11 protein-coding genes (1 of these 11 running past the window's edge) are annotated in these 13,125 nt (G+C 68.8%); 8 read left to right on the top strand and 3 right to left on the bottom strand.

The window, feature by feature from the left end; translation table 11 throughout:
• Positions 1-39: 39 nt before the first annotated feature.
• Entirely contained in the window at positions 40-495 is a 456-nt protein-coding gene (locus NMB40_RS18075; protein ID WP_494359327.1) for a MarR family winged helix-turn-helix transcriptional regulator, read from the bottom strand.
• 129 nt (positions 496-624) lie between these two features.
• On the opposite strand from NMB40_RS18075, the gene folE reads away from it, so the two are divergent.
• From folE to NMB40_RS18055, 4 genes are all read left to right on the top strand, one after another.
• A complete protein-coding gene (folE, locus tag NMB40_RS18070; RefSeq protein WP_068847956.1) occupies positions 625-1,227 on the top strand; it encodes a GTP cyclohydrolase I FolE in 603 nt (200 codons plus the stop codon).
• A gap of 94 nt (positions 1,228-1,321) precedes the next feature.
• Positions 1,322-2,791 (top strand): DUF3375 domain-containing protein, encoded by a 1,470-nt coding sequence (locus NMB40_RS18065; protein WP_282246574.1) that lies wholly within the window; start codon positions 1,322-1,324, stop codon positions 2,789-2,791.
• The gene (locus NMB40_RS18060; RefSeq protein ID WP_494359326.1) at positions 2,778-3,479 is read left to right on the top strand and encodes a DUF4194 domain-containing protein; all 702 of its coding nucleotides are present in this window, start codon (positions 2,778-2,780) and stop codon (positions 3,477-3,479) included. The genes NMB40_RS18065 and NMB40_RS18060 overlap by 14 nt, the downstream gene beginning before the upstream one ends.
• A 19-nt stretch (positions 3,480-3,498) precedes the next feature.
• Positions 3,499-6,870 carry an ATP-binding protein gene (locus tag NMB40_RS18055; RefSeq protein WP_494359325.1) on the top strand — a complete coding sequence of 1,124 codons (3,372 nt, stop codon included), beginning with the start codon at positions 3,499-3,501 and terminating at the stop codon, positions 6,868-6,870.
• A gap of 5 nt (positions 6,871-6,875) precedes the next feature.
• Here NMB40_RS18055 and NMB40_RS18050 read toward each other — a convergent pair whose 3' ends face one another.
• Positions 6,876-7,652, bottom strand: coding sequence for a sulfite exporter TauE/SafE family protein (locus NMB40_RS18050; RefSeq protein WP_494359324.1), 777 nt, complete (start codon positions 7,650-7,652; stop codon positions 6,876-6,878).
• Positions 7,653-7,711: 59 nt separating this feature from the next.
• Here NMB40_RS18050 and NMB40_RS18045 point away from each other — a divergent pair, with 59 nt between their 5' ends.
• The 4 genes from NMB40_RS18045 (at position 7,712) to NMB40_RS18030 (ending at position 12,679) form a co-directional block, all read left to right on the top strand.
• Complete coding sequence (locus NMB40_RS18045) at positions 7,712-8,101, top strand: YchJ family metal-binding protein (protein ID WP_494359323.1); 390 nt, start codon at positions 7,712-7,714, stop codon at positions 8,099-8,101.
• A gap of 84 nt (positions 8,102-8,185) precedes the next feature.
• The gene (gene egtB / locus NMB40_RS18040) at positions 8,186-9,475 is read left to right on the top strand and encodes an ergothioneine biosynthesis protein EgtB (protein WP_494359322.1); all 1,290 of its coding nucleotides are present in this window, start codon (positions 8,186-8,188) and stop codon (positions 9,473-9,475) included.
• Complete coding sequence (gene egtD / locus NMB40_RS18035; protein ID WP_494359321.1) at positions 9,472-10,446, top strand: L-histidine N(alpha)-methyltransferase; 975 nt, start codon at positions 9,472-9,474, stop codon at positions 10,444-10,446. The genes egtB and egtD overlap by 4 nt, the downstream gene beginning before the upstream one ends.
• A 55-nt stretch (positions 10,447-10,501) precedes the next feature.
• A complete protein-coding gene (locus NMB40_RS18030; protein ID WP_494359320.1) occupies positions 10,502-12,679 on the top strand; it encodes a lytic murein transglycosylase in 2,178 nt (725 codons plus the stop codon).
• A 13-nt stretch (positions 12,680-12,692) separates the two neighbouring features.
• Here the strand turns inward: NMB40_RS18030 and NMB40_RS18025 are convergent, their stop codons facing one another.
• Positions 12,693-13,125, bottom strand: the final stretch of a protein-coding gene (locus tag NMB40_RS18025; protein ID WP_494359319.1) for a benzoate/H(+) symporter BenE family transporter. It continues 761 nt past the right edge of the window; only the last 433 of its 1,194 coding nucleotides appear in the window; its start codon lies off the right edge, out of view; its stop codon occupies positions 12,693-12,695.

The raw sequence follows: 13,125 nt of genomic DNA, 5'->3' as shown, positions 1-13,125 counted from the left end.
GTCGCAGGACAACACCGGGCGGTGGGGCAGGGCAGCGGCTTACGTCACGCGGTCGGACGCATCGGCCAGCAGCTTCCACAGCTTCAGCACGGTGCGCAGTTCCTCGGTGCTCAACTCGCCAAACACGTCCTGGCGCAGGCCGATCAGCTGGCTTTCCAGCTCGCTTACCAGCGCTTCGCCCTTGTCGGTCAGCCACAGCAGGTTGGCCCGGCGGTCGCTGGCATCGCACTCGCGGCGGACCAGTTCGCTGGCCGACAGCTTGTCCAGCAGGCGCACCAGCGAGGGGCCTTCCATGCCCAGCTGCTGGGCCAGGGTGACCTGGCGGATACCCCCGCCGGCCCGGCCGATCATCAGCAGCGGCATGGTGCAGGCGGCCGAAATGCCATAGCTGCCCAAGGCCTGGTCGGCCAGGCGCTGCCATTGCCGCCCTGAGTGGAGCAGGCCGGAGCTGAGCTGCATCTGCAGCTGGGTGCGTTCGTCGAGGGAGCGTTTCATGGCAGATCGATAGGATACTACTAATTTCATTCCTATCAATACCCTTGGCCCAACCGCAGCCCAACGCCCGGGGGACGCCCGGGGGGTCTGTCGGGTACGATGCTCGCCCCCCTTCGGGTGCTGTATGTAATGAGCAAACAAGACAACGACGTGACCCCGGTGACCCAGGACGAGGCCGAATCGGCCGTGCGCACCCTGCTGCGCTGGGCCGGTGAAGATCCCACCCGTGAAGGGCTGCTGGACACCCCGCGGCGCGTCGCCGAAGCCTATGGCGACTGGTTCAGCGGCTACCGCGACGACCCGCGCGCCTACATGGAACGGACCTTCGAAGAGGTTGCCGGCTACGACGAGCTGATCGTGCTGCGCGACATCGAGTACGAAAGCCACTGCGAACACCACATGGCGCCGATCATCGGCCGCGTGCACGTCGGCTACCTGCCGGCCGGCAAGGTGGTCGGCATCAGCAAGCTGGCCCGCGTGGTGGAGGCCTATGCCCGCCGCTTCCAGGTCCAGGAAAAGATGACCGCGCAGATCGCCCAGTGCATCCAGGACGTGCTGCAGCCGATCGGCGTGGGCGTGGTGGTGGAAGGCGCGCACGAGTGCATGACCACCCGCGGCATCCACAAGCGCGGCGTGAGCATGGTCACCTCCAAGATGCTGGGCAGCTTCCGCGAAGATGCCCGCACCCGGGCCGAGTTCCTGCGCTTCATTGAAGTGGGCGGCAAGCGCTGAGACCCTCGCGCGCCCGGCAATACCTTGCCGGGCCGGTGCCCCTCCCGCTGCGCGGCGCCTGGCCGCGCGGCGTCTATCCGGATGTCCTGGCTGCATGAAGCACCGCGAACGCATCACCCGTTACCGCACCCTGCGTGAGCAGCCCCAGTGGAAGCTGCTGGCCGCTGCCAATGCCCCGGAAATCATCGGCCTGCTGCAGAGCCTGCTGATGGACGGCGAGCGCACCCTGCCGGCGGCCGTGCTGCACGACCGCCTGCAGCGCGCCCTGGACCAGCTCAACGGCGAAGAACTGTCGCGCGAGCTGCCGCGCACCGCCCAGGCCTACATCGCCCATTGGCTGGCGCAGGGCTGGCTGGAGCGGCGCCTGCCCGAGGGCGCCGACCAGGAGCAGTACGAACTATCCACCCAGGCGCTGCAGGCGATCCGCTTCGCCGACAGTCTGGAGCAGAGCCGCGTGGCCGCCACCGAAAGCCGGTTGGCGCTGGTCATCGAGCAGCTCTCGCAGCTGGCCGCACAGACCGAATCCGATCCGGACGCTCGCCTGTCGGCACTGCGCGACGAGCGCGACCGCATCGACGCGGAGATCGCGCGGGTCGGCGTTGGCCGCGTGGCCACCCTGGATGGCAAGCGCGCGCTGGAACGCGCGCGCCAGATCATCGGCCTGGCCGACGACCTCACCGAAGACTTCCGCCGCGTCCGCGACGACTTCGAGCGCCTGAACCGCGAGTTCCGTGAACGCATCATCGACGACGAGAGCGAGCGCGGCGACGTGCTGTCGCGGCTGTTCGAAGGCGTGGATGTGATCGGCGACAGCGACGCCGGGCGCAGCTTCCAGGCCTTCTGGCGGCTGCTCAACGATGCCGAACAGAGCGCCCAGCTGGATGCGGCGCTGGAAACCGTGCTCGCGCGCGGCTTCGCCCGCAAGCTGGACCGCGACGAGCGCGCCTTCCTGCGCGGCTTCACCGGCACCATGCTCGACCGCGGTGGCCAGGTCCACGATGTCCTGCAGCACTTCGCGCGCAGCCTGCGCGGCTTCGTGCAGAGCCGCGGGTATCTTGAGCAGCGCCGGCTCAACCAGCTGCTCAAGCAGGCGCAGTCCGAAGCCCTGGCGCTGCGCGATGAATTCACCGCCCAGCGGCCGATCGGCCGCGACCTGCAGCTCACCACCAGCCGCCTGCGCTCGTGGTCGCAGTGGAAACTGCATGACCCGCGCAGCGCCCATGTCGATGGCAGCGTGCAACGCAACGATGCCGCCAGCATTTCGCTGGAAAGCGTCGGCGACCTGGTGGCCTCGTCGGAAATCGACTTCCGCACCCTGCGCCGCGACCTCCACGACCTGCTGGCCATCCAGCCGAAACTGAGCATTGCCCAGGCGCTGTCGCAGCGCGAGGCGCCGCAGGGGTTGGGCAGCGTGATCGGCTACCTGTCGCTGGGCACGCGCCACGGCACGGTGGTGGAAGGCGAACAGGAAACCGCGCATTGGCGCGGCGGCGATGGACAGTGGCGGCGGGCCCGTATCCCGTTGGTTTGGTTCACCCAGGAGAAACGCCATGAACTGGCATGAAGATTCCAACGACGCCGCCCTGATCGACGGCGACGCACACGACCTCGATGCAGAGCCGGTCGTGGTCACGCCGCTGCCGCGGCGGAACAACGACGTCTACTACCTGGGCGATACCGGCCGCCTCCCGCTGGAAGGGCGCCGCGCGCTGTGCCAGCTGCTGATCGGCCCCAGCATCGATCAACTGCGCCACCCCAAGCTGTGGCCGGCACTGATCCGCAGCGAAGCGGCCATCCGCTCGTCGCTGGCCGACCTGTTCCTGGAACTGGTGCTGGACCGCGACAGCGGCGTGGCGTTCACCCGCCAGGCCGACACCGAAGACGTTGAAGCACCGGTACTGCTGCGCAGCTCGCCGTTGACCTTCATCGACTCGGTGCTGCTGCTGTACCTGCGCCAGCAGCTGGCCGAGGCCGACGCCCGTGGCAATCGCGCGGTCGTGGCCGACACCGAGATGGCCGAAGCCCTGGCCATCTATGAGAAGAACCTCTCCACCGACCGCGCCGGGTTCAACCGTCGCGTCGCGTCGGCGGTGCAGAAGATGAAAGAGAACCACATCCTGACCCGCCTGGCGGGCCAGGAAGACCGGCACGAAGTATCGCCCGCACTGAAGCTGCTGTTCTCCGCCGAAGACGTGTCCGCACTCTCGTCGGTGTACCGCCAGCTGCGCGAAACCCCTGCTGCCAAAGCCTGAACGGAACGACCGATAACGCATGGCCATCTCCAAGAACACTCCTGCCCTGTTCACCGAAGGGCTGCCGGACCCGCGCCAGCAGCAGTTCCGCATGCGCCGGCTGCAGGTGCACAACTGGGGCACCTTCAACGGCCTGACCGAGGTTCCGATCGCCGAGCGCGGCTTCCTGTTCGTCGGCCGTTCCGGCTCGGGCAAGTCGACCCTGCTCGATGCCATGTCGGCGATGCTGGTGCCGCCGTCGATCGTCGACTTCAACGCCGCCGCGCGCGAAGCCGAACGCAGCGGCCGCGACCGCAACCTGGTGTCGTACGTGCGTGGCGCGTGGGCTGACCAGCAGGACCGTGGCACCGGCGAAATCGCCACCCAGTACCTGCGAAAGGGCGCCACCTGGACCGCGCTGGTGCTGGAGTACCGCGCCGGCGATGGTCGCGTGGTCAGCCTGGTGCGGCTGTTCTGGATCGCCGGCAACGGCGCGGCGGCGGCCGACGTGCGCAAGCACTACCTGATCGCCGAACGCCCGTTCGATATCGCCAAGGACCTGGGCGGCTTCGACCTGGACCTGCGCAAGCTCAAGCAGCGCCTGGGCGATGTGCATCATTTCGACAGCTTCACCGGCTACGCCGAGCGCTTCCGGCACCTGCTGGGCATCGACAATGAAATGGCACTGCGCCTGCTGCACAAGACGCAGTCGGCCAAGAACCTGGGCGACCTGAACGTCTTCCTGCGCGACTTCATGCTGGATACGCCGCGCACCTTCGACGCCGCCGAACGGCTGGTCAGCGATTTCGCCGAACTGGACGGCGCGCACAAGTCGGTGGTCACCGCCCGCCTGCAGGTGGAGACCCTGCTGCCGGCGCGCGCGCTGCATGCCGAACTGAAGGCGATGAACCTGCAGCGTGCCGACGAGGAGACGCTCAAGCTGGGCCTGGACAGTTTCCGCGAATCGCGCCTGCAGCTGCTGCTGGAGAAGCGCCTGCAGGAAATCGACGTGCGCAATCGCGGCCTGCAGGGTGAGGAAACCCAGCGCCGCCAGGCCTTGGGCAACCATGAGGAGCACCTGGCCGAGCTCGAGCTGCAGCGTCGCCAGCAGGGCGGCGAGCGCATCGAGGAACTCGAACGCGAACAGGGCCGCGCCCAGGCCGAGCAGGATCGCCGCCAGTCCAAGCGCGAACAGGCCCGCCAGGCTGCGGCCAAGCTGCAGAATGAACTTCCCGATGACGCCCATGCATTCGCTGCGCTGATCGCGCGCGCGCAGGGCGAACTCGACAATCGCCAGCAGGCCGCCGCCGCGCTGGATGACGCCATCTCCGAGCGCCAGGCCGGCAAGCAGGACGATACCCGCCGTTTCGCCGATGTCCGCGCGGAACTGGAGGCCATGGAGCGCAACCCCTCCAGCATTCCCGCCCCGCTGCAGAAGCTGCGCAGCCGGATGTCCGAAGAGACCGGCGTGCCCGAGGCGGCACTGCCGTTCGTGGGCGAGCTGATCCAGGTCCACGACGACCAGGCGGCCTGGCAGGGCGCGATCGAGCGCGTGCTGTTCGGCTTCGCACAGTCGCTGCTGGTCGAAGACAAGCACTACAACGAGATCAACGCCTGGGTGAATCGCACCCAGCTGGGCATGCGGCTGACCTACTATCGGGTCCGCCGCAACGACGACGCGATTGCACGCTCGCCCTCCGCGCGCTCGCTGCTGCACAAGCTCGAGCTGCGCGACAGCGTGTTCGAGCCGTGGCTGCGCCGCGAGCTGGGCAAGCGCTTCGACTATGAGTGCGTCGATGCCAGGCAGCTGCGCGATGTCGAACGCGGCATCTCGCGCGAAGGCCAGGTCAAGCATCCCGGCGACCGCTTCGAAAAGGATGACCGCAGCGCGATCGGCGACCGCCGTCGCTGGCTGCTGGGCTTCAACAACCAGGAAAAGCTGGCGGTGTTCCGCCGCGAGGCGCAGGAGCTGGCGCAGCGCATTGCCGCCTGCGACGAGGATGTCGTGCGCCTGCGTGGCCAGCGTGACCTCGACAACGAACGTCGGCTGGCCTGCCACCAGCTGGTGAACGTGGTGTGGGAAGAGGTCGACGTCGCCACCGCGCTGCAGCGCCTGCAGGACATTGAAACCGCGCTGCGCGAACTGCGCGAAGGCAATACCGACCTGGCCCGCCTGGCCCAGCAGATCGACCAGGCCCGTGCGGACATCGTGCAGGCCCGGCGCACCTACGAAGACACCCGGGTCGAACTCATCCAGCTCTCGCGCGAACGCGACAAGCTCGATGCCCAGCGCCAGCGCAGCCGCGCCTTGGTGCTGCCGGCGCTGGGGGCCACCCAGGAAGCCGGGCTGAAGAAGCGCCTGGACATCCTCGGCGGGCTCAGCCTGGAAACGCTGGAAGCGCACATGCGCGAGATCAGCAAGGGCATCAACGAAAGCCTCGCCTCGTCCCAGCAGGACGTGCACCGGGTCGAGACCCAGCTGGTGGGCTGCTTCCGCCGCTTCGCGCAGGCATGGCCGGAGGAGTCCGGTGATTTCACCGCATCGGTGGCCTCCGCGGAGGATTACCTGGCCCGCCTGGCGCGGCTGGAGCGCGATGGCCTGCCCCAGCACGAGGAGCGCTTCTTCGACCTGCTGCAGAACCAGAGCAAGAACAACCTGCTGGCCCTGCAGCGGCACAGCGCCGAAGCGCGCAAGTCGATCGGCCAGCGCCTGGATGAGGTCAACGCATCGCTGGAGCAGGTGCCGTTCAACCGCGGCACCCTGCTGACCATCGAGCTCAGCGACCGGCGCCTGCCGGAGGTGCTCGAGTTCCACCAGCACCTGCGCGAGGTGCTGTCGCATCACCAGACCGAAGAGCGCGACGTCGCCGAGACCCAGTTCGCCGTGCTGCGCGAGCTGGTCAAGCGGCTGGGCTCGCAGGAAGGCGAGGACAAGCGCTGGCGCGAGAACGTGCTCGACGTGCGCCTGCATGTGGAGTTCATCGGTGTCGAGCTGGACGCCGCCACCCGCCAGCAGGTCGAGATCTACCGCAGCGGCGCCGGCAAGTCCGGTGGCCAGCGGCAGAAGCTGGCCACCACCTGCCTGGCGGCGGCGCTGCGCTACCAGCTCGGCGGCGCCGACAGCCAGCTGCCCAGCTATGCCGCCGTGGTGCTGGACGAAGCGTTCGACAAGGCCGACAACGAGTTCACCGCCCTGGCGATGAACATCTTCGAGAACTTCGGCTTCCAGATGGTGGTGGCCACCCCGCTGAAATCAGTGATGACGCTGGAGCCCTTCATCGGCGGCGCCTGCTTCGTCGAGATCAGCGGCCGCCACGACTCCGGCGTGCTGTTGATCGAGTACGACGAAGAAGGCAAGCGGCTCAAGCTGCCCGAGCGCACCCGCGCGGTGGCGGAGCAGGTCGAGGACTGACCTGCTCAGCCGGCGAACGTGTCCCAGCCCATCCGGGCGATCAGCACCACCACCAGGCCTACGAACAGCTTGCGGATGAACGGCGTGCCGCCGCGCAGCGCCAGCCGGGTCCCGACCACCGAACCGACGATGTTGGCGGTGGCCATCGGGATGGCGAACAGCCACAGGATGTTGCCGGTCGGCACGAAGAACGAGATCGCGGCCACGTTGGTGGCCAGGTTGACCACCTTCGAGGCAGCCGAGGCGCGCAGGAAATCCAGCCCGAAGAAGCGCACGAACAGGAAGATCAGGAAGCTGCCGGTGCCCGGCCCGAAGAAGCCATCGTAGAAGCCGATCACCGCGCCGATCGCCAGCGCGGTGGCCAGCTCCCTGCGGCCGATCTCGCGCGGCCGGTGCAGCGCGCCGAAGTCCTTCTTCCACAATGTGTAGCCCAGCATCGCCACCAGCAGCACCAGCACCAGTGGGCGTACCGCGTCCTTGGGCAGCAGGCTGACCGCCGTGGCCCCGGCGAACGAGAACACGAACGCCGTGGCCGCCGCGAACAGTACCGGTCGCCACGGGAAGCGCACGTTGCGCGCGTAGCGGAATGCCGCTGCGGCGGTGCCGAACATCGAGCTGAACTTGTTGGTACCAAACAGCATCGCCGGGGTGTGCTGCGGCAGCACCGTGAACAGCCCGGGCAGCTGCACCAACCCACCCCCCCCCACGGCGGCATCGACCAGGCCGGCGATGAAGGCGATCGCCACCAACCACAACAGTTCAGGGGGAACCAGCTCGAACACGGCAGCGCATCACGGCGGAAAGCGCGCCAGCATACGCCTCCTCGCGGCACAATACGCCCATGACCCCTGCCGATCCCTGTCCCTGCGGCCGCCCCGTCGCCTACGCCGCCTGCTGCGGCCGATTCCACGGCGGTGAGCCCGCGCCCGATGCCGAGGCGTTGATGCGCTCGCGCTACAGCGCGTACGTGCAACAGCTGCCGGCCTACCTGCTGGCCAGCTGGCATCCCGATACCCGCCCCGAGACCCTGTCGCTCGACGAACCGGCCGGGCAGCGCACGCGCTGGCTGGGCCTGACCGTGCACGAACACACCCTGCAGGATGCCGACCACGCCCAGGTGCGCTTCACCGCGCGCTACCGGATCGGCGGCGGCAGCGCGGTGAAGATGCAGGAGCACAGCCGCTTCGTGCGCCTTGATGGGCGCTGGTTCTATCTCGACGCGCTGCCCTGATCGCCTATTCAACTTGAACGGCGTAACACCACGTACGCCGCGCCATGACATCGCGCTCACCCATGCTCGCCGATCCTTCGTGCGATGAACGCCGTCGTTGCCCCGCCTCCTTCCGCCGTCACCGCCGCCATCGCGCTGGCGGCCCAGTTCGCCCGGGTACGCGCCCGCAGCGTGGCCCTGGCCGCACCGCTCAGCGCCGAAGACGCGATGGTGCAGAGCATGCCCGATGCCAGCCCGAGCAAATGGCACCTGGCCCATACCACCTGGTTCTTCGAACGTTTCGTGCTGGCGACCCAGCCGGACTACGTCCCGTTCGACGCCGATTGGCATTACCTGTTCAACAGCTACTACCAGAGCATCGGCCCGGCGCATGCCCGGCCGCAGCGCGGCCTGCTGTCACGGCCGTCACTGGACGAGGTGCTGCGCTTCCGCAGCCTGGTCGACCAGCGCGTGCTGGCGGCGCTGCAGGCAGATGCACTGGATGAGCAGGCCACCCGGCAGTTGATGCTGGGCCTGCACCACGAACAGCAGCACCAGGAGCTGCTGCTCACCGACATCAAGCACGCGCTGTGGAGCAACCCGCTGCAGCCGGCCTACCGCGACGACCTGCCGCGCAGCACCGGCACCGCCTCGCCGCTGGCGTGGATCCACAGCCCCGAGCAGATCGTCAAGATCGGCGCGCCCGCGTGGCCGGCGCATGCCGCGTTCGCTTACGACAACGAATCACCGGTGCACCGCGTGCTGGTGCCCGCCCATGCACTGGCCAATCGCCCGGTCAGCAATGCCGAGTTCCGCCGCTTCGTCGAAGCAGGGGGGTATCGCGAGCCGGCCCATTGGATGAGCGAGGGTTGGAGCCTGTGCGAGCAGGAACATTGGCAGCACCCGCTGTACTGGGATGACGCGCTGGCGCGCGAGTTCACCCTGGCTGGCTGGCGCCCGCTCGACCCCGATGCACCGGTCTGCCACCTCAGCTACTTCGAAGCCGACGCCTACGCCCGTTGGGCCGGTGCGCGCCTGCCCACCGAATTCGAATGGGAAGCGGCCGCCGCCGGGCAGGCGCCGCAGGGGAACTTCGCCGACAGCGAGCGCCTGCATCCGGCCGCACCCGACCACGACAGCGCACAGGGCCACGTGCAGCTGTTCGGCGATGTCTGGGAATGGACCAGCAGCGCCTACGGGGCCTATCCGGGCTTCCGCACTTTCGAGGGCAACCTCGGCGAATACAACGGCAAGTTCATGTGCGGGCAGTGGGTGCTGCGCGGCGGCAGCTGCGCCACCCCGGCCGACCACATCCGTCCCAGCTACCGCAATTTCTTCGCACCGTCGGCGCGCTGGCAGTTCGCCGGCCTGCGCCTGGCCAAGGATGCCGCATGAGTACCGTCAGTGATGCCCTGGATGCGTTGACCGACCTGCAACCGGATTGCGCGCGGATCACCGCCGACATCCTGCATGGCCTGTCCCAGCATCCGCGCCAGTTGCCGTCCAAGTATTTCTACGATGCGCGCGGCTCGCAGCTGTTCGAACAGATCACCCGCCAGCCCGAGTACTACCCCACCCGCACCGAGCTGCAGCTGCTGCAGCAGGTCAGCGCCGAGATCGCCCGCGCGGTGGGGCCGCACCTGCACGTGGTGGAACTGGGCAGTGGCAGTGGCCGCAAGACCGAACTGCTGCTGCATGCACTGGCCGATCCGGTGGCCTACACCCCGATCGAGATCTCGCGCGCGGCGCTGCTCGACAGCGTGGCACGGCTGGCTGAAGCGCTGCCGGAGATCGAGATGCTGCCGGTCTGCGCTGATTTCACCCGCCCGGTAACGCTGCCCGAACCGCAGCGCGAACCGGCACGCCGGCTGCTGTTCTTTCCCGGTTCCACGCTCGGCAACTTCGCCCACGACGATGCCGTGGCGCTGCTCGATGCCATGCGCCAGACCATGGGGTCCACCGGGCTGGCGCTGATCGGCATCGACCTGCACAAGGACCCGGCACTGATCGAAGCGGCTTACAACGACGCGGCCGGGGTCACGGCGGCGTTCACCCTCAACCTGCTGCGCCGGCTCAACCGCGAGATCGGCAGCGACTTCGACCTGGACGGCTTCGAGCACCGCGCGCGTTACAGCGTGCCGCGCCTGCGCATTGAAACCGAGCTTGTCAGCCGTTGCGCACAGCGGGTGCACGTGGCCGGCCGCGCGTTCGATTTCGCCGACGGGGAAGCGATGACGGTGGAATACAGCCACAAATACACCGACGCCGCCTTCGGCGCGCTGATCGCAGAGGCCGGCCTGCGCGTGCGCATGCAGTGGAATGCCGATGCCCCCGCCTTCGGCCTGCGGTTGCTGGAACGGGCCTGAACCGCATGGGTTGCCGCTATGATGCGGTAACACTTGGCTGCAGGGATTCACGCCAATGAGGGTTTCCACCGTCGGCTTGCTGGGCGCGCTGTGGCTCGCCAGCACCCCGGTCGCTGCCGCGCCGCAGGACGATTTCGACCGCTGCCTGGCCGCGTTGCAGCCGCAGGCGCTCAAGCAGGGCGTCAGCGCGGCCGGGTTCACCCGGCTCACCGCCGGCCTCACCCCGGACCTGAGCGTGCTGCCGCTGCTGGATGCGCAGCCGGAGTTCACCACGCCGCTGTGGGATTACCTGGCCGCCCTGGTCGATACCCAGCGCGTCGACGACGGCCGCGCCCGCCTCGACCAGCACCGCGACCTGCTCGCCAGCGTATCGGCGCAATACGGCGTCGATCCGGCCACCATCGTCGCGGTCTGGGGCGTGGAGAGCGATTACGGCCGCGTGTTCGGCAAGCGCCCGCTGCTGCAGTCGCTGGCCACCCTGTCCTGCAACGGCCGCCGCCAGCCGTTCTTCCGCGGCGAGCTGCTGGCCCTGCTCAAGCTGCTGGACGCCGGGGATCTGAGTGCCGATGGCCTGACCGGCTCCTGGGCCGGCGCCTTTGGCCACACCCAGTTCATGCCTTCCACTTATGCGCGCATCGCGGTGGACGGCGATGGCGATGGCCGCCGCGACCTGGTCGCCAGCATTCCCGATGCGCTGGCCTCCACCGCCAATTACCTCAAGCAGGCCGGCTGGCGCACCGGCCAGCCGTGGGGCATTGAAGTGAAGATCCCCGCCGGCTTCAATGCCAACCTGGCCGGGCGCACCCAGCGCAAGCCGCTCGCGGCCTGGCGTGCATTGGGCATCGCCCCGATCGGGGGCGGCGCGCTCGCGCCTGCGGGCCTGCCTGGGGATGCCAACGCCGCGCTGCTGCTGCCCACCGGCGCCAAGGGCCCGGCCTGGCTGGTGTTCCGCAACTACGACGCGATCTACGCCTACAACGCCGCCGAGAGTTACGCCCTGGCCATCGCCACCCTGGCCGACCGCCTGCGCGGCGGCCCCGGCATCGTGGCGGCGTGGCCCACCGACGATCCCGGCATCGGGCGCACCGAGCGCCGCGAGCTGCAGACCCTGCTGCTCGCCCGCGGCCACGACATCGGTGCCGCCGATGGCATGGTCGGCACTGCCACCCGGCGCGCGATCCAGACCGAACAGCAGGCGCTGGGCTGGCCCAATCCGGACGGCCGTGCCGGCCAACGCATCCTCACCGCGCTGCGCAGCGCACCTCCTCTACCCAAGCCCACTACCGCCATGCCCGACAGCACCGCGTTTTCCCTGCCGCCCAACCATGCCCGCCTCGTCCAGTCGCCGGCCGCCCCCGGCGCCGCGCTGCCCAAGCTCGAGGGCCTGAGCATCGTCGACATCCAGGGCTTCCCGGCCTGGAAGGTGGAAACGCCGCTGGCCAGCGCCGCCATCTCGGTGTTCGGCGGGCAGCTGCTCTCGTTCGTCCCCAAGGGTGGCCAGGACGTGCTGTGGCTGTCGCCCACCGCGCAGGCGCTGCCGACCCCGATCCGCGGCGGCAGCCCGGTGTGCTGGCCGTACTTCGGCAAACAGGGGCAGGGCAGTGACGTGCCCTCGCACGGCTTCGTGCGCAACGTGCCGTGGACCCTGCAGAGCGCGCAGCGCGACGCCGACGGCACCGTGGTGCTGACCTTGGCTCCGCCCGCGCTGGACAACCTCGATCTGCGCCTGACCATGCAGCTGCGGATAGGCCGCACCCTCGAGCAGCGCCTGGTCACCGAGAACACCGGTCGTCAGCCGGTCACCTTCACCCAGGCCCTGCACAACTACTTCAAGGTCAGCGACGCGATGCAGGTCAGCGTGTCCGGGCTGGATGGCCTGGCCTACCTGGACAAGTTCGAGAACTACGCCACCCCGCGCATCCAGCAGGGCGACTGGTCGCTCAACGACCCGCGTGACCCCGGCCGCAGCGACCGCATCTATACCCAGGCCGGCGGCCGCTACGTGCTGAAGGACCCCGGGCTGAAGCGCAGCATCGAGATCACCACCCAGGGCAGCCGCTCGCTGGTGGCCTGGAACCCCGGCGAAGCAGGCGCGGCCAGGATGGCCGACGTCGGCGCCGGCTGGAAGAACTACGTGTGCCTGGAGGCGGCCAACGCCGGCCCGGACGTGGTCACCCTGGCCCCGGGCGCGCAGCACAGCCTGGTGCAGACCCTCCGCGTCCTGCCCCTGTAAGCGCGGCCAGCGCTCAGGGCAGGGCGCGAGCGCGCGGCCGAAGTGCCACCAGGCAGATGCCACCGGCCACCAGGCCCCAGAACGCCGAGCCGATCCCGGCCAGCGACAGGCCCGAGGCGGTCACCAGGAAGGTGACCAGTGCGGCCTCGCGGTCGCTTTCCTCACGCAGGGCCATGGCCAGGCTGTTGGCGATGGTGCCAAACAACGCGATGCCGGCCACGCAGGCCACCAGTTCTTTAGGGAAGGCGGCGAACACTGCGGCCACCGTCGCCCCGAACAGACCCACCACTATGTAGAAAGCGCCGGCGGCCACGGCGGCGGTATAACGCCGGGCCGGGTCCTCATGCGCTTCGCGGCCCATGCAGATGGCCGCCGTGATCGCCGCCAGGTTGAGGCCGTAGGCGCCGAACGGGGCCAACACGGTATTGACCACCCCGATCCAGCCG

This window comes from Stenotrophomonas sp. FBCC-B152, assembly GCF_059134105.1.
Note: the sequence above shows the minus strand (reverse complement) of the source record. Positions and strands in the feature narration are given on the sequence as shown.

Bases quoted from the DNA above. Each gene is read 5' to 3' on its own strand.
- NMB40_RS18075 (WP_494359327.1), bottom strand. From the start codon at position 495: ATGAAACGCTCCCTCGACGAACGCACCCAGCTGCAGATGCAGCTCAGC.
- folE (WP_068847956.1), top strand. From the start codon at position 625: ATGAGCAAACAAGACAACGACGTGACCCCGGTGACCCAGGACGAGGCC.
- NMB40_RS18065 (WP_282246574.1), top strand. From the start codon at position 1,322: ATGAAGCACCGCGAACGCATCACCCGTTACCGCACCCTGCGTGAGCAG.
- NMB40_RS18060 (WP_494359326.1), top strand. From the start codon at position 2,778: ATGAACTGGCATGAAGATTCCAACGACGCCGCCCTGATCGACGGCGAC.
- NMB40_RS18055 (WP_494359325.1), top strand. From the start codon at position 3,499: ATGGCCATCTCCAAGAACACTCCTGCCCTGTTCACCGAAGGGCTGCCG.
- NMB40_RS18045 (WP_494359323.1), top strand. From the start codon at position 7,712: ATGACCCCTGCCGATCCCTGTCCCTGCGGCCGCCCCGTCGCCTACGCC.
- egtB (WP_494359322.1), top strand. From the start codon at position 8,186: ATGAACGCCGTCGTTGCCCCGCCTCCTTCCGCCGTCACCGCCGCCATC.
- egtD (WP_494359321.1), top strand. From the start codon at position 9,472: ATGAGTACCGTCAGTGATGCCCTGGATGCGTTGACCGACCTGCAACCG.
- NMB40_RS18030 (WP_494359320.1), top strand. From the start codon at position 10,502: ATGAGGGTTTCCACCGTCGGCTTGCTGGGCGCGCTGTGGCTCGCCAGC.